Origin of the sequence: Streptomyces sp. NPDC088817, from assembly GCF_044750345.1 — a bacterium.
GTDB lineage: Bacteria > Actinomycetota > Actinomycetes > Streptomycetales > Streptomycetaceae > Streptomyces.
Map to the genome: position 1 here is coordinate 622,545 of NZ_JBIVJN010000001.1, position 21,579 is coordinate 644,123.

The 21,579-nt window shown below is 70.5% G+C and carries 20 protein-coding genes; 7 read left to right on the forward strand and 13 right to left on the reverse strand.

Translation table 11 applies throughout. The annotated features are described in order from the left end of the window. Positions 1-199: 199 nt before the first annotated feature. A complete protein-coding gene (locus ACIP4X_RS02890; protein ID WP_358729518.1) occupies positions 200-421 on the forward strand; it encodes a zinc ribbon domain-containing protein in 222 nt (73 codons plus the stop codon). A gap of 40 nt (positions 422-461) precedes the next feature. Here the strand turns inward: ACIP4X_RS02890 and ACIP4X_RS02895 are convergent, their stop codons facing one another. The 3 genes from ACIP4X_RS02895 to ACIP4X_RS02905 are packed head-to-tail and all read right to left on the reverse strand — an operon-like array spanning position 462 to position 5,123. Next, positions 462-1,274, reverse strand: a complete 813-nt coding sequence (locus tag ACIP4X_RS02895) for an HAD family hydrolase (RefSeq protein ID WP_358729517.1) — start codon at positions 1,272-1,274, stop codon at positions 462-464. Then, a complete protein-coding gene (locus tag ACIP4X_RS02900) occupies positions 1,274-3,907 on the reverse strand; it encodes a phosphoribosyltransferase domain-containing protein (RefSeq protein ID WP_391453218.1) in 2,634 nt (877 codons plus the stop codon). The genes ACIP4X_RS02895 and ACIP4X_RS02900 overlap by 1 nt, the downstream gene beginning before the upstream one ends. A 37-nt stretch (positions 3,908-3,944) precedes the next feature. After that, positions 3,945-5,123: an HpcH/HpaI aldolase/citrate lyase family protein gene (locus tag ACIP4X_RS02905; protein WP_391453215.1), complete on the reverse strand. Its 1,179-nt coding sequence runs from the start codon at positions 5,121-5,123 to the stop codon at positions 3,945-3,947. 171 nt (positions 5,124-5,294) lie between these two features. On the opposite strand from ACIP4X_RS02905, the gene ACIP4X_RS02910 reads away from it, so the two are divergent. Next, the gene (locus ACIP4X_RS02910; protein WP_391453213.1) at positions 5,295-6,092 is read left to right on the forward strand and encodes a TerD family protein; all 798 of its coding nucleotides are present in this window, start codon (positions 5,295-5,297) and stop codon (positions 6,090-6,092) included. A 21-nt stretch (positions 6,093-6,113) separates the two neighbouring features. Here the strand turns inward: ACIP4X_RS02910 and ACIP4X_RS02915 are convergent, their stop codons facing one another. From ACIP4X_RS02915 to ACIP4X_RS02940, 6 genes are all read right to left on the reverse strand, one after another. Further along, positions 6,114-6,851, reverse strand: coding sequence for a Tellurium resistance (locus ACIP4X_RS02915; RefSeq protein WP_358729513.1), 738 nt, complete (start codon positions 6,849-6,851; stop codon positions 6,114-6,116). A gap of 527 nt (positions 6,852-7,378) precedes the next feature. Further along, the gene (locus ACIP4X_RS02920; protein WP_358729512.1) at positions 7,379-8,527 is read right to left on the reverse strand and encodes a DUF475 domain-containing protein; all 1,149 of its coding nucleotides are present in this window, start codon (positions 8,525-8,527) and stop codon (positions 7,379-7,381) included. A 51-nt stretch (positions 8,528-8,578) separates the two neighbouring features. Continuing rightward, positions 8,579-9,157 (reverse strand): TerD family protein, encoded by a 579-nt coding sequence (locus ACIP4X_RS02925; protein WP_100567002.1) that lies wholly within the window; start codon positions 9,155-9,157, stop codon positions 8,579-8,581. Positions 9,158-9,269: 112 nt separating this feature from the next. Next, the gene (locus ACIP4X_RS02930) at positions 9,270-9,845 is read right to left on the reverse strand and encodes a TerD family protein (RefSeq protein ID WP_100567001.1); all 576 of its coding nucleotides are present in this window, start codon (positions 9,843-9,845) and stop codon (positions 9,270-9,272) included. A gap of 136 nt (positions 9,846-9,981) precedes the next feature. Next, a complete protein-coding gene (locus ACIP4X_RS02935; protein ID WP_358729511.1) occupies positions 9,982-10,440 on the reverse strand; it encodes a peroxiredoxin in 459 nt (152 codons plus the stop codon). A 119-nt stretch (positions 10,441-10,559) separates the two neighbouring features. Next, positions 10,560-10,997: a DUF3052 domain-containing protein gene (locus ACIP4X_RS02940; protein ID WP_358729510.1), complete on the reverse strand. Its 438-nt coding sequence runs from the start codon at positions 10,995-10,997 to the stop codon at positions 10,560-10,562. Between the two features lie 412 nt (positions 10,998-11,409). Between ACIP4X_RS02940 and aceE the strand changes: the two genes are divergently transcribed. Further along, positions 11,410-14,193 (forward strand): pyruvate dehydrogenase (acetyl-transferring), homodimeric type, encoded by a 2,784-nt coding sequence (aceE, locus tag ACIP4X_RS02945; protein WP_401346339.1) that lies wholly within the window; start codon positions 11,410-11,412, stop codon positions 14,191-14,193. A gap of 61 nt (positions 14,194-14,254) precedes the next feature. Here the strand turns inward: aceE and ACIP4X_RS02950 are convergent, their stop codons facing one another. Both ACIP4X_RS02950 and ACIP4X_RS02955 read right to left on the reverse strand, forming a co-directional pair. Then, positions 14,255-14,563: a small hydrophobic protein gene (locus ACIP4X_RS02950; RefSeq protein ID WP_358729508.1), complete on the reverse strand. Its 309-nt coding sequence runs from the start codon at positions 14,561-14,563 to the stop codon at positions 14,255-14,257. A 99-nt stretch (positions 14,564-14,662) separates the two neighbouring features. Continuing rightward, positions 14,663-16,282, reverse strand: coding sequence for an MFS transporter (locus ACIP4X_RS02955; RefSeq protein WP_358729507.1), 1,620 nt, complete (start codon positions 16,280-16,282; stop codon positions 14,663-14,665). 147 nt (positions 16,283-16,429) lie between these two features. Here ACIP4X_RS02955 and ACIP4X_RS02960 point away from each other — a divergent pair, with 147 nt between their 5' ends. The 3 genes from ACIP4X_RS02960 (at position 16,430) to ACIP4X_RS02970 (ending at position 19,410) form a co-directional block, all read left to right on the forward strand. Then, positions 16,430-17,122 carry a TetR family transcriptional regulator gene (locus ACIP4X_RS02960; protein ID WP_358729506.1) on the forward strand — a complete coding sequence of 231 codons (693 nt, stop codon included), beginning with the start codon at positions 16,430-16,432 and terminating at the stop codon, positions 17,120-17,122. A gap of 149 nt (positions 17,123-17,271) precedes the next feature. Then, on the forward strand, positions 17,272-18,489 hold the full coding sequence (locus ACIP4X_RS02965; protein WP_358729505.1) for an alpha/beta hydrolase: 1,218 nt from the start codon (positions 17,272-17,274) through the stop codon (positions 18,487-18,489). A gap of 66 nt (positions 18,490-18,555) precedes the next feature. Next, positions 18,556-19,410, forward strand: coding sequence for a DUF4429 domain-containing protein (locus ACIP4X_RS02970; RefSeq protein WP_358729504.1), 855 nt, complete (start codon positions 18,556-18,558; stop codon positions 19,408-19,410). Between the two features lie 27 nt (positions 19,411-19,437). Here the strand turns inward: ACIP4X_RS02970 and ACIP4X_RS02975 are convergent, their stop codons facing one another. Both ACIP4X_RS02975 and ACIP4X_RS02980 read right to left on the reverse strand, forming a co-directional pair. Next, positions 19,438-20,460: an aldo/keto reductase gene (locus ACIP4X_RS02975; RefSeq protein ID WP_391453206.1), complete on the reverse strand. Its 1,023-nt coding sequence runs from the start codon at positions 20,458-20,460 to the stop codon at positions 19,438-19,440. A 53-nt stretch (positions 20,461-20,513) separates the two neighbouring features. After that, on the reverse strand, positions 20,514-20,987 hold the full coding sequence (locus tag ACIP4X_RS02980) for a MerR family transcriptional regulator (protein WP_391453204.1): 474 nt from the start codon (positions 20,985-20,987) through the stop codon (positions 20,514-20,516). A gap of 106 nt (positions 20,988-21,093) precedes the next feature. Here ACIP4X_RS02980 and ACIP4X_RS02985 point away from each other — a divergent pair, with 106 nt between their 5' ends. Next, positions 21,094-21,564: a GNAT family N-acetyltransferase gene (locus tag ACIP4X_RS02985; RefSeq protein WP_358729501.1), complete on the forward strand. Its 471-nt coding sequence runs from the start codon at positions 21,094-21,096 to the stop codon at positions 21,562-21,564. Positions 21,565-21,579 lie beyond the last annotated feature (15 nt).

Below are 21,579 nucleotides of genomic sequence, written 5' to 3' on the forward strand. Positions count from 1 at the left end.
TTCGTGGTGCTCGCGCGGGTCGACACATTCACCGCAACTGCGACTGCTCTCCCCCTTGTTCGCAGTCACCACGCGGCCCTCGCGGCGCTACAAAATTATCAGCCGTCTTTTCCAATTCTCCGCACAAGAACTGGACAGAAACCAAGACATAAGAAACACGAAGGGCTGTGTGTCCTGTCACGCCCGTTAATCTGGGCGCATGCCTCGCTACGAGTACCGCTGCCGGAGCTGCGGCGACACCTTCGAACTGAGCCGTCCCATGGCGGAGTCCTCCGCCCCGGCCGGCTGCCCCGCCGGGCACGACGACACGGTCAAGCTGCTGTCCACGGTCGCGGTGGGCGGCTCCGCGGCCGCCCCCGCACCCGCGCCGCGGTCCGGCTCGGGCGGCGGCGGGTGCTGCGGCGGAGGCTGCTGCGGCTGACGTACCGACAACCGGCCGGCGTCGACGGCGGCTCGCGTCCCTACCCGGGCGCCCGGGCCGCCCTGAGGAACTCCCGCACGATCCGCTCCCCGGCGAGCACCCCGCGCTCGGGCAGAGCCGCGATACCGGGTGCCGTCCAGCCGGAGTCGGCCAGTTCGCCGTGTCCGGGCCGCCAGCCGCGGTCCACGGCGTGCAGCAGGTCGGCGTCCAGCAGCGAGTCGCCGGCGCCGAGGACGAGGTCGGCGCCCGTGCGGCGGGCGACCTCGCGGACGGCGGCGCTCTTGGTCAGCGGCTTGGGCACGGCGTAGAGCTTGCGGCCCTGCAGGGAGACCGTCCAGCCGCGCCCGGCCGCCCACGCGGTCAGCTCCTTCACCCAGTCCTCGGGCAGGAGTTCGCGCTCCACCACGAGGTAGGCGAACAGGTCCTCGGCGACGCGGTGCTTGCGCACCCAGACGGGGTCGGCGGTGCGCAGCAGATGCTCCTGGACCTCCGCGAGCGACGCGCACTCCTCGGCCAGCCGCCCGATCACCCGCCGGTGCCAGTCGCCGTCCGAGACGCCGTCCACCAGCAGGTGGCCGCCGTTGGCGCAGACGGCGTACGTCGGCGCCGGGCCGGGCAGGTTGATGCGCAGGTACTGCTTGCGGGTGCGGGTCGTGGCGGGCACGAACACCGCCGTGTCGGCGAGATCGGTGAGCAGTTGGGCGGCCGTCTCGGTGAGGTACGACAGCGGCTTGCTCTCGTGCACCTCCACGCACAGCAGCCGCGGCGCCCGCGCGTCCGGCATGGTGAGCGCCAGGGCGGCGGAGGAGTAGATGAGCGTACGGTCGAGATCGCTCGCCACGAGAACCGGCATCAGCGGGTCACCGTCCTGCCGTCGGCGCCGGTCGCCCCGCGCGTGTACCGAGGGTGGATCAGTCCGACGCAACTGTAGGGGAGTTCGCCGACCTCCTCGACCGGGACACCCCGCTGCCCGGCGAGCAGCCGCACGTGGTCCAGGTCGGCGCCGGCGCCGGCCCGCGCCAGGATCCTCCACGGCACCCGGCGCAGCAGCACCCGGGTGGTCTCGCCGACGCCGGGCTTGACCAGGTTCACGTCGTGGATGCCGTACTCCTCGCTGATGCGCTCGACCGCCGCCCAGCCCTCCCAGGTGGGGGCGCGGTCGGTGGCGAGCAGTTCCTTGGCGGCGACGTCGACGCGGTCCGCGACCTCGGGGAAGCACTGGGAGACGGCGTCGAGGAAGCCGTTCGAGACGTCGGCGCCGGCGAGTTCGCGGTAGAACTTCGCGCCGTGGAAGTCGTGCCGGCCGACCAGGTCGGCGCGCAGCACGGTCCGCGAGATCAGGCCGGAGACGGTGGAGTTGAGGCAGGCGGAGGGGATGAGGAAGTCCTCCCGGGTGCCGTACGTGCGCACGCACGAGCCGGGGTCGGCGAGCACGGCGATCTCCGGGTCGAAGCCGGTGATCCCTTCCCGTTCCTCGAACTCCCTGATCGCCTGGCTCAGTTCGCGGGTGATGGCGCCCTTGCCGGTCCAGCCGTCGACGAAGACGACGTCGCGCGGGTCGTGGTGGGCGGCGAGCCAGCGCAGCGCGTTGGTGTCGATGCCCCGGCCGCGCACGATCGACACGGCGTAGTGCGGCAGGTCCCGGCCGTGCCGGAACCGGGCCCAGCGCCGCATCAGTACGCCGACGGGGGTGCCGGCGCGGGCGAGCGAGACGAGCACGGGGCCGGGGCTCTCGTCCGTCCCGGCCGGGCTCTTCCGGCGCAGGGGGACTTCGGCGAGGATCGTCTCGGTGACCACGCCGACGGCCCGGGCGATGCGCGCGGCGGAGGCCGTCAGGGCCGTGTGGAACAGCTCCTGGTACTGCTCGCTGGGCTGGTACTCCACCGGCAGCGACTCGGCGTAGTGGGCGCCGCCGCTCTGGATGGCCTCCTCGCGCTCCTCCGTCGGCGCCTCCAGCGTCACGTCCGAGAGGTCCTGGAGCAGCCAGCCGACCTCGTCGGGCGCGTACGAGGAGAAGGCGGGGCCGCGAAGGGGCTCGGGCAGCATCGGGGACCTTTCGGGGGCGTGCGGGGGCGCGGGGAGGTACGAGGGCACGACCGTGAGCAGGACGTGCGGGGTGTGGTCGGCGAGCCGTGCCAGCAGGCCGTCGGGCGCGTGCAGTTCGGGGGTGTCGGCGGCGGAGTCGACGACGGCGACCACGGCCTCGAAGCCGCCGCCTGCGACGTTGTAGGCGTAGCGCTCGCCGGGGCCGTCGGCCGGGTCGTCGTGGGCCGGGAAGACCAGCCGGGTGCGGATCGCGTAACCGGGGTCGTCGACGGCCAGGACGGGTGAGCGGGTGGTGGTGGAGTACCGCACCTCGGCCTCCACGACCTGCTCCAGCTCCCGCGCCAGCCGCAGCGGCGCGTACATCAGTTCCTCGCAGCCGAGCACGAGTACCTGCCGGGCGTGCCGCGGCAGCGCCTCGGCTATCCGCGCGGCCATGGCGGGCAGCGCTCCGTCCAGCCGTCCCCGATGCGTCGGCGTGAACCCGTGCCGGCCCCCGTCCGGCACCCCCCGCGGCCACCGCAGCTCGACCCGCCGCACCCGCCCGGTCGGCCACTGCCGCAGATCGCCCGGCGGCTCACCGGGCCCGTCCATGGTTCCGGGGTGCTCCGCGGCGGTGCTTGAGGCCCCCTCGCCGGCCGGCTCCGGTACGGCGGACCCGTCCGCCCCCTCCGGGACGGCGGACGCATACGCGTGCGGCGTGCGCTGCTCGGTCTGCTGGGCCGTTTCGTGCTGGGCGACGAGGGCCTGGCCTCGCTCCAGGACGTCCGCCGGGAGGCGCAGGGTGCCGGAGGCGGTGGTGATCAGGGAGACCTGGGCGTCGATCCGGTCGGCGAACTGCCGCAGGCGGTCCGCGTCGGCAGGGGCTCGCATGTCGATCAGGGCGACCACGACGTAGCGCTTGCGCGGGTAGCGGGCGTGCAGGGCGCGGATGGTGTTCAGGACCGTGTTGCCGGTGGAGAACTCGTCGTCCACCAGGACCAGCGGGCCGTCGGAGGCGAGCAGGGCGGGGTCCTCGGGCAGCAGGAGGTGTGAGGTGGCGTGCGAGTGGGACTCCTCGAAGCCGCCGGCCGGGGCGATGCCGGGCACCGGGCGGCGCGTGGAGTGCAGGTACGGCGCGTCGCCCAGGCCGTCCGCGACCGCGTGCCCGAGGCCCGTCGCGGTCTCCGCGTAGCCCAGGACGACCGCCCGGCCGGACTGTTCGGTGCCCAGCAGGTTCCGGACCCTGCGGCCCAGGGCGAACCCGTGGCCGTACACGACCGACGGCGACTGCGGCACGTGCTTGCCGAGCACGTTGGACACGAGCAGGTGCGCCCGCTTGGGGTTGCGGCGCAGCGCGAGACCCAGGAGGCCTGTCAGCCGGTCGTCGCCCAGGAGTTCGACACCGAGTCGCTCGGCGACCCAGGTGCCGGACCAGAGCCCGTCGTTCACTGGCTTGTTCATGCCTTCCTTGTGTGCCCTCGGCGGTGGTGCGGTGCGGTCAGTCCGAGACCGCGGCAGCCAGCAGCTCCACGAAGCCGACGTCCTCCCGCGCCACGCCGAAGACCTCGGCGCGCAGCAGGGTCCGCTCGGCCCACGCGCGGTGCGGCTTCACCTCGTTCATCTTGTTCGTGTACGCCGACCTCAGCACGCCCCCGCCGCCCCGCTCGGGCCGCAGGATGTCCGCCGCGTCGCTGAACTCCTCGTGGCTGACCACGGACAGCGCGTGCACGGGCAGGACGTGGGAGGGGTGGATGCAGGTCTTGCCGAGCAGTCCGTTGGCCTGGTCCAGGGAGATCTCCCGCAGCAGCCCGTCCATCGCGTGCTCGATCAGCTTCGCGCGCAGCTCGACGGCCTGCACCTCCATGAAGGGGCTCTGCCGCAACTGTGGCTTGAACATGCGCTCCTGCACCCGGAAGTACTCCCACACCGGCCCGGTCACCGTGAACCCGGTGCCGTCGGCGCGTCCCAGCATGTTCACCACGTCGGCGATCACGGAGGCGACGACCTGGAGGTCGTAGGCCGTCATGTCGGGGGCCCTGCGCAGCCCGTAAGAGGAGCAGAAGTCCGTCACGCCGAGGCGCAGCGCGAGCACCCGGTCGCGGTGCTTGTCGACCGCGCGGAAGATCCCCTCCAGGGTCTCCACCCGCGACTCGCGGTAGAGCAGCTCGGGTGATTCGAGGACCGGCATGGCGAACAGCCGCCGTCCGCTCTCCGTCTCGGCGGCCTCCACCGCCTCCAGGAACGGAATGCCCCGTTCCCCGGTGAACTTCGGCAGCACGAACCCGGACAGCAGCCGCACCGTGGGTCCGAGGCGCCGCACCAGGTCGGGTATCTGCTGGGGGGTGCGCACCCGGATGAACAGCAGCGGGAGCTCCACGGAGCCGGGTGTCCGCGGCAGCGAGGCCAGTTCGGCGAACTGCCGGACCAGGTTCTCCTCACCGTCCTCCACCTCGGCGTCGTCGATCGAGTCCTCCAGGCACAGCACCATCGAGACCACGCCGCGGGCCGCCTGCTTGACGACGTCGGCGGCGAGCCGCGGCCGGGTGGCCGGGCTGTACAGCGTGGCACCGAGGGCCGCGGAGAGGGTCCGGGCCGGGGAGTCGGCGGTGAACTCGCACGGCTCCCGGTGGAACAGGTGCTGGCGCAACTCGGTGGCGAGATGCCCGAAATGACGCATGGAACTCCCCCCGTGGCGCATCGAGCGGCCTGCGAAGACTGTCAAAAGGTGGCCGGTAATAGTACGTACGAATCCATGTCCGAGGTTCCCGCTGGGCATGAATTTCAGGTAACCCCGCCGTGTCGACGCCCCGCGTTGTCGTGATCAGGACGGAGAAGGCAGGATGACGGCATGACGCACGCGATGCTGAAGGGGTCGAACGTCCCGCTGGACGCCGCCACGGTACGGGCCGTGGTGCGCTGGACGGCCGGGCAGGGGGTCCCGGACGTCGACGCCTCGGCGCTGCTTCTGGGGCCCGGCGGCCGTGTGCGCTCCGACGAGGACTTCGTCTTCTACAACCAGCCGCGGCATCCGTCCGGGACGGTCTGGCGGCTGGGCAAGAAGCGGATCGCGGACGGTCTGGCGGACACGGTCCAGGCGGATCTCGCCGGGCTCGATCCCGAGGTGGGCCGGATCCTGCTGGTCGCCTCGGCGGACGGTGTCGCCTTCGACGCCGTACAGGGGCTGCGCATCCTGGTGTACGACGCGGCGGCCGCCGGTGAGGAGCCGCTGGCCTACTTCGACATCACGCCGGAGACCGGCCAGGAGACCGCGCTGATCTGCGGTGAGCTGTACCGGCGGGGCGAGGGCTGGAAGTTCCGCGCGCTCGGCGAGGGCTACTCCAACGGTCTGAAGGGCCTCGCCACCGACTTCGGCATCTCGGTGGACGAGTCGGAGGAGGCGCAGGGCGCGGCTCCGGCCGCGCAGCCGCTGCCGCCGGAGCAGCCCGCGCCGGTGCCCGCGGCGGCTCAGCCGGCGTACGGATATCCGCAGCCGGCCTACGGCTATCCGCAGCCCGCGTACGGCTACCCGCAGCAGCCGCCGGCGGCCACGGCCCCGTCGGGGTACGGGTATCCCCCGCCGGTGGCGGCCGCGCCCGACCCGGACTTCCGGCTGCCGCCGCAGGGGCCGCAGTTCATCGGGCAGTAGGCCGGCCCTCGGCGGGGTGCGCTACCGGTCGGCCTTGGACTTGTAGCCACGGCCCCACTGAAGGCCCCAGCCGTACAGGCGGTCCAGTTCCGACTGGAAGCCGTAGACGAACTTGACCTCGCGGCGGACGATCAGTTCGTCCTTGACGTTCTCGATCAGGACCACGGCGCACGAGCGTGCCTGCGGGTGGCGTTCGTCGAGGCCGATCTCGATGCGGGGGCCGTTGCTCGGGTACATCGTGACGATCGCGTGGGTGCGGTCGAAGGCGGGTGTCTGGTCGTAGATGTAGACGAAGACCAGGAGCCGTTTGATCTCGTCCCGGTGGTCGAGGTTGATGTACATGGTCTCGCCGGACCCGGACCCGAACCGGTCGTCGCCGCTGAGCTTGACGTACGGCGGCGCGTTCACGTCGCCGAGGAAGCCGCCGAGGGGCTGTACGACGCCCTTGGTGCCGTCGGACAGCTCGTACATGCAGCCGAGGTCGAGGTCGACGTTGACCATGCTCTGGCTGTGCCCGATCACCGGCGCCGGCTTGAGCGCCCTGAGCGGGTGCCGCAGCAGGCTCTCCCGGGCCGGACCGCCGAGGTCGGAGGTGCGCATCCGCCAGGTCAGGTTGACGCGCAGATGGCCGGTGGCCGCGCCCTGCTTGGTCAGCGACACATGATGGTGCCGTTTGGTCAGTTCGATCGCGTTGGACGAGGCGCTGCCCGAGTCGAATTCGGCCGCGCGTCCTCCCAGCAGACCGTCGAAGAAGCCCATGTCCCTTTCCGCCCCCAAGTTCACCGCACACCGGCCCCGCACACACGTATGTACCCACATACGCCATGGGGCGGCCCCGAGAACCTGGCTCGATCGCCGTCGTCCGCGTCGGCCGCCCCGCGCAGAAGCCTTCCTCACTCGGAGGGCTGTCACACCGTTCCTGGAGACTGAGCATGAGTTGCGCGTGCTCAGCCGCGCGCCCCGAACGGTTGTGGGCGTACTGGTCCCCGGCATACTCGTCCCCGAGGACGGCGACACGCATCCCGTGCGTGGTCCGATCCCGGGAGTCCGGTTCCCTGCACAACCTGGGCGGTAGGGCACGGCCGGAGGCGACGGGGAGGCCCCAGACCATCACTCCGGTGGCAAGGGGGCCCCGCACGCCGATGCCGTGCCCAGGCATCCCAGACTGCGTTGATCACGCTACTCCGATCAGCTCAGGGCAACGCAAGCCCGCGAGCCGACCATCACACGATCGAGCTAAGCAGACCTTGAGCACGCCCTTGGCGAGCAGTTGCCCCCCAGGTCCGTCACACCTGCGCCGAAACCTCAGTCTCCTCGTCCGAGCCCGACGCGTTTCCCCCGGCCGCCGCCAGGGCGCGGTTGCGGCGCACCGAGGACCAGAAGGACCAGGCGATGAGGACCACGCCGACCAGGCCGGTGATCACCTCGTTGATCTGGTACTGGATGGTGACCATGAGGATCACGGCCAGCGCGCCGATCGCGTAGTGCGCGCCGTGCTCCAGGTAGACGTAGTCGTCGAGGGTGCCCTGGCGGACCAGGTAGACCGTGAGGGAACGGACGTACATGGCGCCGATGCCGAGGCCGAGGGCCATCAGGACGATGTCGTTGGTGATGGCGAAGGCGCCGATCACGCCGTCGAAGGAGAAGGACGCGTCGAGCACCTCGAGGTAGAGGAACATGAAGAACGCGGCCTTGCCGGCCAGCACGACGGCGGAGCGCTTCCTGCCGGTGCGCTCGGCCTCTTCCTCCTCCTCGTGCTCGCGTTCCTCGTCCTCCTCGAGCTTGTCCTCGAAGTAGCCGGAGAGCCCGCCGACGACCATGTAGGTGATCAGACCGGCGATGCCGGCGATCAGTACCGTCTGCGCCTTGTCGACGTGCGCGCCGCCGTGCTGGTGGGCGTGGGTGGCGAAGGTGAAGGAGGTGATGAGCAGCACGGCCAGGGCGATGCAGACCGACAGCATGTCGATGCTGCCGAGCTTGGCGAGCGGCCGCTCGATCCAGCCCAGCCACTTGATGTCCCGGTCCTCGAAGATGAAGTCGAGGAAGATCATCAGCAGGAACATGCCACCGAACGCGGCGATCGCGGGGTGGGCGTCCGTGACCAGCTGCTGGTAGTGGTCCTTGTTGTTGAGCGCGAGGTCGACGGCCTCGACGGGGCCCATCTTGGCGCTGACGGCGACGATGACGACGGGGAAGACCAGCCGCATGCCGAAGACCGCGATGAGCACGCCGACCGTGAGGAAGATCTTCTGCCAGAAGGCGTTCATCTTCTTCAGGATTCCGGCGTTGACCACCGCGTTGTCGAAGGACAGCGAGATCTCGAGGATCGACAGGATCGCCACGATCCCGAAGGCGGTCCACCCCCCGTACAAGACCGCCGCGGCCAGGCCGACCGCGGTTACCCCGAACGACCAGCCGAAGGTTTTCAGGAGCACTGGCTACCCAATCCGTATCCGGTACGGGTCTCCCCCGCGCCGCACTTGGCTTTACGAAACGTTGACCCCGAAGTCTAGAGCGATTCCGCGCAGCCCCGACGCGTACCCCTGGCCCACCGCGCGGAACTTCCATTCGCCCCGGTAGCGGTAGAGCTCGCCGAAGATCATCGCGGTTTCCGTGCTCGCGTCCTCGCTCAGGTCGTAGCGGGCGAGTTCCGTGCCGTCGGCCTGGTTGAGCACGCGGATGTAGGCGTCCGAGACCTGCCCGAACGTCTGGCCGCGCTCGTCGGCCATGTGGATGGAGACCGGGAAGACGATCTTCTCGCACTGCGAGGGCACTCGGGTGAGGTCCACCAGGATCGTCTCGTCGTCGCCCTCGCCCTCACCGGTGAGGTTGTCGCCGGTGTGCTCGACCGAGCCGTCCGGGCTCGTGAGCTGGTTGTAGAACACGAACCACTCGTCGCCCAGCACCCGGTTGGCGCCCGTGCACAGCAGCGCGCTGGCGTCGAGGTCGAAGGGGGCTCCGGTGGTGGAGCGCTCCTCCCAGCCGAGTCCGACCATGACGTTGGTCAGGTTCGGTGCGGCCTTCGAGAGGGAGACGTTGCCTCCCTTGGCGAGCGTGACGCCCATGATGCTGGTCCTCCCCGAGGTGGTGCCTGTCTGGTTGTCCTGCGCGTCCGGCGCCGCGCTGAAACGCGCGGCGCCGGACGGGTCGGGTCTGGTCGAGCCGTGCGGACCCGGCTCAGACGTTCACGCCGAAGTCCTGCGCGATGCCGCGCAGGCCCGAGGCGTAGCCCTGGCCGATGGCGCGGAACTTCCACTCGGCGCCGTGCCGGTACAGCTCGCCGAAGACCATGGCCGTCTCGGTCGAGGCGTCCTCGCTGAGGTCGTACCGCGCGATCTCCTGGCCGCCGGCCTGGTTCACCACGCGGATGTACGCGTTGCGCACCTGGCCGAAGGACTGCTGGCGGTTCTCGGCGTCGTAGATCGAGACCGGGAAGACGATCTTGTCGACGTCGGCCGGGACGCCGGCCAGGTTGACCTTGATCGTCTCGTCGTCGCCCTCGCCCTCGCCGGTGAGGTTGTCACCGGTGTGCTCCACCGAGCCGTCGGGGCTCTTGAGGTTGTTGAAGAAGACGAAGTGCTGGTCGCTGACCACCTTGCCGGAGTTGTTCAGCAGCAGCGCGCTGGCGTCGAGGTCGAAGTCGCTGCCGGTCGTGGTGCGGGCGTCCCAGCCCAGGCCGACGAGGACCGCGGTCAGGCCCGGGGCCTCCTTCGTCAGCGATACGTTGCCGCCCTTGCTGAGGCTGACTCCCACGAGTCCTCCATTGGTGTCCTGGGGCAGGGAGCCCCGTCGTGCATCGGATATGGGATCAACGACTCGATCCTAGTGACGGGTTCCCGCGCCACGCAGGCCCTGGAGCCGAAGAATCACCGGTGTCGGGGTCGCCGGGTCACAGGGTGTCGAGCGCCTTCACGTAGTCGTTCAGGTCGCGGGCGTCCGGCAGGCCGTTGACGACCGTCCAGCGCACGACGCCCTCCTTGTCGATGATGAAGGTGCCGCGCACCGCGCAGCCCTTGTCCTCGTCGAAGACGCCGTAGGCGCGCGAAGTGTTGCCGTGCGGCCAGAAATCGCTCAGCAGCGGGTACTCCAGGCCCTCCTGCTCGCCGAAGACGCGCAGGGTGGGGATGGAGTCGTTGGAGACGGCGAGCAGCTGGGTGTCGTCGTTGACGAACTTCGGCAGGTTGTCGCGCAGGGCGCACAGCTCGCCGGTGCACACTCCGGTGAAGGCGAACGGGTAGAAGAGCAGCACCACGTTCTTCTCGCCGCGGAAGTCGGACAGCCGCACGGTCCGGCCGTGGTTGTCCTTGAGCTCGAAGTCGGGTGCCTTGTCGCCGGCCTGGATCGCCATCGTCCTGCTTCCCTTCGGTGGGCCTGTTCGGGTGATGCCACCCTACGCAGTGATCACCGCAGGCCGACGGACGGGCCGACTCGAGTCGGCCCGTCCGTCGATCCGGGGACGAGGTGCGGCTACTTCTTGGACTTGGCCGCCTTGGGCGTCGCGAGCCGGCTGCCGCTCCAGTCCTTGCCGACGCTGACGCCCTTGCTCGCCGACAGACCCGCCGTGGTCGCGGCTTCCGAGATGTCACTCGGCTCCACGTAACCGGCACGGCCCGTCTTCGGCGTGAGGAGCAGGATCGCGCCACCCTCCTCGATGTACGTGGTGGCGTCCACCAGCACATCCGTCAGGTCGCCGTCGTCGTCGCGGAACCACAGCACCACGGCGTCGGCCACGTCGTCGTAGTCCTCGTCCACGAGTTCGCTGCCGATCGCTTCCTCGATGGCCTCGCGGAGGTCCCGGTCTACGTCGTCGTCGTAGCCGATCTCCTGGACCACCTGCCCGGGCTGGAATCCCAGCCTGGCGGCCGGGTTGGTCCGCTCCTCCGCGTGGTCCGCGGTCGCGCTCACGGTTTGCCTCCTGATGATGTTGCGATTTAGGTCTTCAGCCACGCGCGTGCGCGAAGCATTGGCCGTAGTCCACACGGGCGGGCCGGATCGCGCAAGTACCCGGCGGTTCAGACCGCCGAAACGGTGACGATCCCGGCTGTGTCGCCGCAACTCCTGACACGGTATCGCGATCAGCGGCGACACACACCACACCGTTCTGTCCGGTTCGCGTGTTCGGGAGCGCACGTCCGGGCAGGGGATGCCGGAGAGAGCCGGTATTACCCCGCGGTAGAGATGACGTGCGGCTCGCGCGAGGTACACGATGGGGAGCGGTGCAGGCACAGTCAGACAAACCTACAGGAACACAGGAAACCAGCAGAACGAACCCAGATTCGCCCCAGACATGTCAGCCCTCTGACAGGTAAGGAACAGCGTGGCTTCCGGATCCGATCGAAACCCGATCATCATTGGCGGCCTCCCGAGTCAGGTTCCTGACTTCGATCCCGAGGAGACCCAGGAGTGGCTCGACTCGCTCGACGCCGCGGTCGACGAGCGGGGCCGTGAGCGGGCCCGCTACCTCATGCTCCGGCTGATCGAGCGCGCCCGCGAGAAGCGCGTGGCCGTGCCCGAGATGCGCAGCACGGACTACGTCAACACGATCCCCACCAAGAGCGAGCCCTTCTTCCCGGGCAACGAGGAGATCGAGCGCAGGATCCTCAACGCCACGCGCTGGAACGCCGCGGTGATGGTCTCCCGCGCCCAGCGGCCGGGCATCGGCGTCGGCGGCCACATCGCCACCTTCGCCTCCTCCGCCTCCCTCTACGACGTCGGCTTCAACCACTTCTTCCGCGGCAAGGATGGGGGCACCTCCCGCTCGAGCGGAGCCGAGAGTGGGGGAGGGAGGGGCGGCGACCAGGTCTTCTTCCAGGGGCACGCCTCACCGGGCATCTACGCGCGCGCGTACCTGCTGGACCGGCTCTCCGAGGAGCACCTGGACGGCTTCCGCCAGGAGAAGTCCAAGGCGCCGTACGGGCTGTCCAGCTATCCGCACCCGCGCTCGATGCCGGACTTCTGGGAGTTCCCGACGGTCTCCATGGGCCTCGGCCCGATCGGCGCGATCTTCCAGGCCCGGATGAACCGCTACATGCACGCGCGCGGGATCGCGGACACCTCCGACTCGCACGTGTGGGCGTTCCTCGGCGACGGCGAGATGGACGAGCCGGAGTCGCTCGGCCAACTGTCGATCGCCGCCCGCGAGGGCCTGGACAACCTGACCTTCGTGGTCAACTGCAACCTCCAGCGCCTGGACGGCCCGGTGCGCGGCAACGGCAAGATCATCCAGGAGCTGGAGTCGGTCTTCCGCGGCGCCGGCTGGAACGTGATCAAGCTGATCTGGGACCGCACCTGGGACCCGCTGCTGGCCCAGGACCGCGACGGCGTGCTGGTCAACAGGATGAACACCACGCCGGACGGCCAGTTCCAGACCTACGCCACCGAGTCCGGCGCCTACATCCGCCGGCACTTCTTCGGCGACGACCACCGGCTGCGCAAGATGGTCGAGAACATGACCGACCAGCAGATCCTGCACCTGGGCCGCGGCGGCCACGACCACCGCAAGATCTACGCGGCGTACAAGGCGGCCCTGGAGCACAAGGGGCAGCCGACGGTCATCCTGGCCAAGACGGTCAAGGGCTGGACGCTCGGCCCGAACTTCGAGGGCCGCAACGCCACCCACCAGATGAAGAAGCTGACGGTCGACGACCTCAAGCACTTCCGCGACCGGCTGCACCTGCCGATCTCCGACCGGGAGCTGGAGTCCGGCCCGCCGCCGTACTACTACCCGGGCCGGAACACCGAGGAGATCCAGTACATGCACGACCGCCGCAAGAGCTGCGGCGGCTACGTGCCGACCCGGATCGTGCGCTCCAAGCCGCTCCACCTGCCCGGGGAGCGGACGTACGCGTCCGTGAAGAAGGGCTCGGGCCAGCAGTCCATCGCGACCACCATGGCCTTCGTCCGGCTGCTGAAGGACCTCATGCGGGACAAGGAGATCGGCAGGCGGTTCGTACTGATCGCGCCGGACGAGTACCGCACGTTCGGCATGGACTCCTTCTTCCCGAGCGCGAAGATCTACAACCCGCTCGGCCAGCAGTACGAGTCCGTCGACCGCGACCTGCTGCTCGCCTACAAGGAGTCGCCGACCGGGCAGATGCTGCACGACGGCATCTCCGAGGCGGGCTGCACGGCCTCGCTGATCGCGGCGGGCTCGGCCTACGCCACCCACGGCGAGCCACTGATCCCGGTGTACGTCTTCTACTCGATGTTCGGTTTCCAGCGCACCGGCGACCAGTTCTGGCAGATGGCCGACCAGTTGGCGCGCGGTTTCGTCCTGGGCGCGACCGCGGGCCGTACGACCCTGACCGGTGAGGGGCTCCAGCACGCCGACGGGCACTCCCAGCTGCTGGCCTCCACCAACCCGGCGTGCGTGGCCTACGACCCGGCCTACGGGTACGAGATCGCGCACATCGTGCAGGACGGACTGCGCCGCATGTACGGCGGCGACGAGCGGCATCCGCACGGCGAGGACGTCTTCTACTACCTCACCGTCTACAACGAGCCGATCCAGCAGCCGGCCGAGCCGGCGGACGTGGACGCCGAGGGCATCCTCAAGGGCCTGCACCGGCTCGGCGAGGGCACGGCGGGCGACATCCCGGCGCAGATCATGGCGTCGGGCGTGGCGGTCCCGTGGGCCCTTGAGGCGCAGCGGATCCTCGCCGAGGAGTGGAACGTCCGGGCCGGCGTCTGGTCGGCGACCTCCTGGAACGAGCTGCGGCGCGAGGCCGTGGCGTGCGAGGAGTACAACCTGCTGCACCCGGAGGAGGAGCAGCGGGTGCCGTGGGTGACGCGGAGGCTGAGCGCGGCCGAGGGGCCGTTCGTGGCCGTCTCCGACTGGATGCGGTCGGTGCCCGACCAGATCGCGCGGTGGGTGCCGGGCACGTACCAGTCGCTGGGTGCCGACGGCTTCGGCTTCGCCGACACCCGTGGGGCGGCGCGGCGGTTCTTCCACATCGACGCCCAGTCCATCGTGCTGGCGGTGCTGACGGAGCTGGCCCGTGAGGGCAGGGTCGACCGGTCGGTGCTGAAGCAGGCCCTGGACCGCTACCGGATCCTGGAGGTGACGGCGGCCGACCCGGGCACGGCGGGCGGCGACGCCTGATGCTGTGACCGGAGCCGCAGGAGGGCGGCGGACCGTCGGTCCGCCGCCCTCCTGTCCGGTGTCAGAACAGGCCGTTGCCCGGCATTGCCGCTCCGGCCAGCCAGACGACGGCCAGGAGGGTGTCGATGGCGCCCAGGACCACGGCGACCAGGGCCGGGAGCGAGCGGTCGCCCGCCCAGGTGCGGCCCATCGCGAGCCGGCCGCAGACGACCGCCGCCGGGCCGAGGATGATCCCCAGCGCGAAGAAACCGGCGACCGCGCAGATGGTCCCGATGATCCCGAGTGTCGCGCGGTCCGGCCCGCTCCGCTGCCACGTCCGGCCGCGTGAACGGGGGTACCCGCGCGTTCCGCCTCCGAAGCCCGCCATCATCAACTCCCTTGACTGTCTGTCGAGTTGGAGTTCCTCTGGGTTTCGTAGGTGCGGGTACCCCGGTTCCGGCCACTGAAGCCCATGGGGCTTGACGCGCGGTCAGATGTGGCCGACGCCCGCGCCCGCCTCCGCGTTCTCCCCGCGCTTGGTGAGCAGCGCCACCAGGACGGCCACGGCCGCGATCCCGGCGGCCACGAGGGAGGCGAGGCTCATCCCGGAGATGAACGTCTCGTGCGCGACGGAGGTGATCTTCGTGGCGATCTCCTCGGGCGTTCCCTCCGGCACCGGCGCCGCGCCGAACTGGACCGCCTCGGAGGCCTGGCCCAGCTGGGCCGGGGTGAGCGGCGGGAGCCCCGCGTCCTTCCAGTTGCCGGCCAGATCGCTGTTGACCTTGGAGGCCATCACCGCGCCCAGCACGGCCGTGCCGAGGCTGCCGCCGATCTGCATGGCGGACTGCTGCAGGCCGCCGGCCACACCGGACAGCTCCAGAGGCGCGTTGCCGACGATGACCTCGGTGGCGCCGACCATCACCGGAGCGAGGCCGAGGCCCAACAGGGCGAACCAGAGCGACATGGTGAGGCCGCTCGTGCCCGTCTCCAGCGTGGACATGCCGTACATGGCGAGCGCGGTGGCGGCCATGCCGCCCGCCAGCGGGACGCGCGGGCCCACCTTGGTGATCATGAAGCCCGCGAGCGGGGAGCCGACGATCATCATGCCGGTGAGCGGGAGGAGGTGCGTGCCCGCCTCGATGGGGCTCATGCCGTGCACGTTCTGGAGGTAGAAGGTGACGAAGAACAGGCCGCCCATGAACGCGATGGCCATCAGCACCATGAGCACCACGCCCGCGGACAGCGGCACCGAGCGGAACAGCGCCAGCGGGATCAGCGGCTCCTTCACCCTCGTCTCCCAGAAGGCGAAGGCGGCGAAGCCGAGCACGGAGACAGCGATGAACGCCCACGTCGTGCCGTTGCCCCAGCCCCAGGCCGGAGCCTTGATCAGGGCCCACACCAGGCAGAACATCGCTCCGGAGAGCAGGACGATGCCGAGGATGTCGAAGGAGCGCGGCGCGTTCTCGGCGCGGTGGTCGAGCAGGATCAGCAGGCCCAGGACCAGGGCGAGGGCGCCGACGGGCACGTTGATGAAGAACACCGACTGCCAGTTGACGTGCTCGACGAGCACACCGCCGAGGATCGGGCCGCCCGCGGTGGAGGCACCGATGACCATGCCCCAGATGCCGATGGCCATGTTGAGCTTCTCGGCCGGGAAGGTGGCCCGGAGCAGGCCGAGCGCGGCCGGCATCAGCAGCGCGCCGAACAGACCCTGGAAGACCCGGAAGGTGATGACCATGGCGATGGTGTCCGACAGGCCGATGGCGCCCGAGGCAGCGGCGAAGCCGGTCACACCGATGAGGAAGGTCTGCCGGTGCCCGAAGCGGTCACCGAGCTTGCCCGCGGTGATCAGGGAGACCGCGAGGGCGAGGAAGTAGGCGTTGGTGATCCACTGCACATCGGCGAGGGTCGCGTGCAGCTCCCTGCCGATCACGGGGTTGGCGATGGCCACGATGGTGCCGTCGAGGGCCACCATCATGACCCCTACGGCGACGGTGATCAGGGTGACCCACGGGTGCCCGCGCAGCCCCTTGGCGGGCGTGGGGTCCGACGGGCCCGCCGAGGCGCCGTCCCCCGGCCCCGTCGTGTCGATGGTGGTCTGACTAGTCATACGTTCGAGGCTAATGACAGCCACTGACAAACGACAAACCAATTCACAAGTCGGTAACTGACGTGTCGCTCCCCTATAGTCTGATCAGGGGAAACGGTTCGTGTTCGGGAAACGGTGCGGGTGCGGGAAAGAGGTCCGGAGAGGTCCATGGAGACGGCGGGGACCGCCGGGACGGCGTCACGGACGCTGTCACGGACGGCGGCACGGCCGGGACTGCGCGAACGCAAGAAGCGGCGCACCCGCGACGCACTGCTGCGGGCGGCGCTGGAACTGTTCACCACCCAGGGGTACGAACGGACGACGGTCGACGAGATCGCCGAGGCCGTCGACGTCTCCCAGCGCACCTTCTTCCGCTACTTCCCGAACAAGGAGGAGGCCGCCTTCGCCGTGCAGGAGATGGTGGAGGCGCACTTCATCGACTCGCTGCGCGCCCGCCCGCCCGGGGAGGCTCCGCTGGAGGCGCTGCGCCGCGGTCTGCTGGAGGGCTGGGACACGATCAGCGACGCCGTGGGGAGCGTCGTGCCCGTGGAGCTGTACCTGCGCATGTTCCGGGCGATCGAGTCGACGCCGGCCCTGCTCGCCGAGCATCTGCGGCGCTCGGCGGAGACCGAGGAGCAGATCGCCCGGCTGCTCGCCGAGCGCGAGGGCCTCGACGTGGACGCCGACCCGCGGCCGCGGCTGGCGGTGGCCGTGTTCGGCGCGGTGATGCGGGTGACGAGCCGCCAGTGGAGCACGCGCGAGGACGCCGGCGCGGAGGCCATGCGCGAACTCACCGCCGCCTACCTCGATCAGGTGGGACCCGCGCTCACCGGGAACTGGCGTACGAGCCAACGGCCTTGAGCCGGAACATTCCACCGATCTTGAACTGCCTTACGTCCGCCGGTCCTTGGACACGCTCACCGGCTGAGGTGACCGTCACACCGCTCGAAACGTGATACCTGTCACTCGGTTAACGCGAGACCGTCCCGTTCTCCTAGTGTGTCCTTCCAGTGACTTCCTTCGACACCTCCCCACAACTCAACGTCTGGCGCGCACTGCTCGCGCTGGCCGTGGTCTTCGTGATGCTGGCCACCACCGGCTGGACCGCGGTGCGCGGCCATCGCGGGACCACCGCCCTCCAGGCGTCGCTGACCGCCTGGGACCGCGGCCACCTGCACGGACACCGGCTGCCGGACGCGGACGCCTCCCCCGCTCTGCTGCGGCGCTTCTTCGACTCGCTGGGCGCGCAGGACCGCGGCCGGCTCGCCCACCGCTATCCGCTCGCGGTCGGCAACATGGACGGCGCCCCGGTGCGGCTGCGCTACCAGGCCAACCGCATCGCGCTGCGCGAGGCGCGCAGAACCGAGCTGGCCCGCACGCACGACAGCCGGCTCTCACCGGCCGGGCAGCAGGACGCGGGCCGCCGCATGCAGCGCTACACCTCGCTGATGGCGAAGGACCGGCAGATCCTGGCCTTCGATCCCGAGGGCTCGGGCCGCGTCGCCGAGGTCTTCGGCGATCTGCGCCGGGCCGAGCGGGTCTCCGTCGTCGTCCCCGGCGTCGACACCGACCTGATCACCTTCCGGAAGACCTACCGCCCGTACTCGGCGCCGTACGGCATGGCGAAGTCGCTGTATGCGGCGGAGCGCGGCGCGGCCCCCTCGACCCGTACGGCCGTGATCGCCTGGGCCGACTACACCGCGCCCAGCGGCCTCGGTGTGGACGCGGCCACGGCGATGCGCGCCGAAGAGGGCGCGGTGCGGCTGAACAAGCTGCTCCGGGGGCTGCCCGGCGACTCCTCCGTCTCCCTGTTCTGCCACAGCTACGGGTCGGTGGTGTGCGGCGTGGCCGCGCGTGCCCTGCCGCGGCGGGTCTCCGACATAGCGGTGGCCGCGAGCCCGGGCATGCGCGTGCAGAACGCCTCCCGCCTGCACACCTCCGCCCGGGTGTGGGCGATGCGGGACGCCACCGACTGGATCCAGGACGTGCCCTACCTCGAACTCGGCGGCCTCGGCCACGGCGCCGACCCGGTCTCCCCGGCGTTCGGGGCACGGGTTCTCTCGGCACAGGGTGCCAAGGGCCACGCCGGATACTTCGAGCCGGGCACCGACAGCCTGGCCAACTTCGCCGAGATCGGGGTCGGCGCGTACGGGTCGGTGCGGTGTGCACATGACGACGACGGGTGCCGGGCGAATCTGTCCGGCGCGACACCGGCCGGACGCGCGTAGAGACAGCAGGAACTGCGGTCCGCCCGGGGAGGGACGAAGGAGCCCCAGCCCCCTACGATGAGCCGCATGGGTGATGTACTGGCCGGATTTCATGCTGCCTGGGAATTCGAGTCCGATTCCGTGCTCATCCGATACGAACGGGGGATTCGAACACCCAAGCTCTTCCAGGCCCTCGGTGCCCGCCGGATCCCGCTGGCGGCGCTCGCGGGCGTGACGGTCGGCGCGGGCCGCCGCGGCACCGTGGTCCTGCGCGCCGAGCCCAGACCGGGCGCCGACCCGCTGATGGACGCGGCCGACGGGCAGCTCAAGGAGAGCTGCGACCCCTACCGCCTGGTGCTGCCCGCCGAACAGGAGACGCCGGCCGAGCGCTGCGCCGAGGAACTGCGGGCCCGCATCTTCGAGAACGGACCGGCCGACCGCCACCTGGTGGCGCCACCGGCGGCCCCGCTCCAGTTCAAGGCGTACGACGGGAAGGCGTCCTTCGACGGCACGACGGTGCGGTTCCGGTGGTCCTGGACGGGAGCTTCCTCGGCCAAGTGGAAGGCGGGAGACCAGAGTTTCCCCGTCGCCGACATGGGCGGCGTGGAGTGGCGCTCGCCCGAGGCCTTCGAGGGGCATCTGCGGCTGCTGCCGCGCGATCCAGGCACCGCCGCGCCGCCGCCCCAGCCGGACCAGGACCCGGCCTCGGTGGTGTTCGGGCTCGGGTACGGGCCGGTGCACGAGTCACTGCCGTTCGCCGCGGCCGTCCTGGCGGCGGTGCGGGAGGCGGGCCCGCCGACGCCGGTACCGGTGCCGGCCCCGCACCGCGACCCCGCCGACATCGCGGAACGGATTCGCCACCTCGGGGAGCTGCATCAGGCGGGGCTGGTCACCGACGAGGAGTTCTCGCTGAAGAAGGCGGAACTCCTCTCCGAGCTGTAGGAGTCACGGCTCGGCCGAGCCGCGGGGCTACTGCTGCTCCCGGCCTCGCGACGTGAACGACATGTCGGCGTACCGCGGCCCCGACACCTTCGCGGCGATCGGGTCGAGCAAAGCCATTTCCTCGTCCGTCAGGACGATCCGGGTCGCCGCCGCGTTCTCCTCCACCCGGCTCGCCCTGCGGGTGCCGGGGATCTGGACGACCGGGAGGCCGTGCACGGACGACTGCTGCTGCACCCAGGCCAGCGCGATCTGCGCGAGCGAGGCTCCGTGGGCCTCGGCGACCGTGCGGACCGGCTCCAGCAGGGCGGCGTTGGCCACCGCGTTCTCCCCCTGGAAGCGGGGCATGGCGTGGCGGAGGTCGTCGCTGGTCAGATCCTTCTCGGCGTCGACGAACCCGCCGGTCAGAAAGCCCCGGCCGAGCGGCGAGTACGGCACCAGCGCCACGCCGAGGTCGCGCGCCGCGGGCACCACGTGCGTCTCGATGTCGCGGCTGAACAGCGACCACTCCGACTGCACGGCGGCGATCGGGTGCACGGCCCGCGCGGCCCGCAGTTCGTCGGCCGTGACCTCGCTCAGGCCCAGGTGCTTCACCTTGCCCTCGCGCACCAGGTCGGCCATGGTGCCGACGCTCTCCTCGATCGGAACGTTCACGTCGCGGCGGTGCATGTAGTAGAGGTCGATCACGTCGACGTCCAGGCGCCGCAGGCTCGCCTCGACGGCCTGCCGGATGTACGGCGGGTCGTTGCGGATGATCCGCCGGTTCGGCTCGTCCGGCGGGATCGACAGGGCGAACTTGGTGGCGATCACGACCTCGTCCCGGTACGCCTTGAGGAAGGGCGCGAGGAACCGCTCGTTCTCGCCCCGCCCGTAGGCGTCGGCCGTGTCGTAGAGGGTCACGCCCAGTTCCAGGGCGCGTTCCAGGGCGGCGCGGGACTCCTCCGCGTCCGTGGGGCCGTAGGCGAAGCTCATGCCCATGCATCCGAGGCCCTGTACGCCGACCTCCGGTCCCTCCTCACCCAGCCGTACGGTCGGGATCCTGCTCTCGGTCATCGCGTTCTCTCCGCTTCTCAGGGGCGTGCGGGTTCTGGGGTCGCGGTCGCTGGTCAGTGTCGTCCGGCGTCCGCGTAGAAGCTGATCTTGCGGTCCAGTACCGCGAGCGTGTCGCGGAGTTCGGCGATCCGGGTCAGGACGTCCCGGCGGGTCGCCTCCAGCAGCGCGTACCGCTCGCCGTAGGTGCTCTCGCCCTCGCGCACCAGCTCCGCGTACCGGACCATGTCGGCGACCGGCATCCCGGTCAGCCGGAGCTTGCCGACCAGGTCGAGCCAGTCGAGGTCGCCGTTGGTGTACCGGCGCTGGCCGGTGTGCGAGCGGTCGACGTGGGGCATCAGGCCGATCCGCTCGTACCAGCGCAGGGTGTGGGCCGTCAGCCCGGTGAGGGCGACGACCTCGCTGATCGTGTAGCCGTCCTGCCCGTCGGGGCGCGGGTGCCGCCGGGGCGGGGCGGAGCAGAGGTCGGCGCCGGTGGGGGCTTCCTCGGTGTTCTCGATGGTCACGGCCGTTGTCTGCGTCACCGTCATGGCCTCAACGCTATGACCTTCGAGTGCGCTCCAAGCAAGCCGGACCCGGCATCGGGGCGGGAAATACGCACGACGCGGGACGGGCGGGGCCGTTAGCGTGCCGGACATGAGTCTCGTACGACGTGCCGAGCCCGAGGACGCGGCGGAAGTGCTGCGCCTGCGCCAGGTGATGATCGACTCGGTCCACGGCACCGATCCTTCCACCGACTGGCACGCGGAGTCCCTGCCCGTCCTGCGGGCGAGGCTGGCCGACCCGGACGGGGACTTCGCGGCGTACGTGGTGGACCATCCGGAACGACCGGGGGCGCTGGCCGCGCTGGTGGCGGGCACGCTCGACTACCGGATCGGCCGGGCGGGCCACCCCGGGGGCACGGTCGGCTACGTCTTCAGCGTCGCGACGGATCCGGACACCCGGCGCCGCGGGTACGCGCGCGCGTGCATGGAGACGCTGCTGGACTGGTTCCGTGAGCGCGGGGCAGGCCGGGTGCAGCTCACCACGTCCACCGAGGGGGCGCCGCTGTACACCTCCCTGGGCTTCCGGCCCAAGCCCGACCCGTTGCTGGAGCTGTGGCTCTGAGCGCTTAGGCTCGAC

Bases quoted from the DNA above. Each gene is read 5' to 3' on its own strand.
- ACIP4X_RS02890 (WP_358729518.1), top strand. From the start codon at position 200: ATGCCTCGCTACGAGTACCGCTGCCGGAGCTGCGGCGACACCTTCGAA.
- ACIP4X_RS02895 (WP_358729517.1), bottom strand. From the start codon at position 1,274: ATGCCGGTTCTCGTGGCGAGCGATCTCGACCGTACGCTCATCTACTCC.
- ACIP4X_RS02900 (WP_391453218.1), bottom strand. From the start codon at position 3,907: ATGAACAAGCCAGTGAACGACGGGCTCTGGTCCGGCACCTGGGTCGCC.
- ACIP4X_RS02905 (WP_391453215.1), bottom strand. From the start codon at position 5,123: ATGCGTCATTTCGGGCATCTCGCCACCGAGTTGCGCCAGCACCTGTTC.
- ACIP4X_RS02910 (WP_391453213.1), top strand. From the start codon at position 5,295: ATGACGCACGCGATGCTGAAGGGGTCGAACGTCCCGCTGGACGCCGCC.
- ACIP4X_RS02915 (WP_358729513.1), bottom strand. From the start codon at position 6,851: ATGGGCTTCTTCGACGGTCTGCTGGGAGGACGCGCGGCCGAATTCGAC.
- ACIP4X_RS02925 (WP_100567002.1), bottom strand. From the start codon at position 9,157: ATGGGCGTCACGCTCGCCAAGGGAGGCAACGTCTCCCTCTCGAAGGCC.
- ACIP4X_RS02935 (WP_358729511.1), bottom strand. From the start codon at position 10,440: ATGGCGATCCAGGCCGGCGACAAGGCACCCGACTTCGAGCTCAAGGAC.
- ACIP4X_RS02950 (WP_358729508.1), bottom strand. From the start codon at position 14,563: ATGATGGCGGGCTTCGGAGGCGGAACGCGCGGGTACCCCCGTTCACGC.
- ACIP4X_RS02955 (WP_358729507.1), bottom strand. From the start codon at position 16,282: ATGACTAGTCAGACCACCATCGACACGACGGGGCCGGGGGACGGCGCC.
- ACIP4X_RS02960 (WP_358729506.1), top strand. From the start codon at position 16,430: ATGGAGACGGCGGGGACCGCCGGGACGGCGTCACGGACGCTGTCACGG.
- ACIP4X_RS02970 (WP_358729504.1), top strand. From the start codon at position 18,556: ATGGGTGATGTACTGGCCGGATTTCATGCTGCCTGGGAATTCGAGTCC.
- ACIP4X_RS02975 (WP_391453206.1), bottom strand. From the start codon at position 20,460: ATGACCGAGAGCAGGATCCCGACCGTACGGCTGGGTGAGGAGGGACCG.
- ACIP4X_RS02980 (WP_391453204.1), bottom strand. From the start codon at position 20,987: ATGACGGTGACGCAGACAACGGCCGTGACCATCGAGAACACCGAGGAA.
- ACIP4X_RS02985 (WP_358729501.1), top strand. From the start codon at position 21,094: ATGAGTCTCGTACGACGTGCCGAGCCCGAGGACGCGGCGGAAGTGCTG.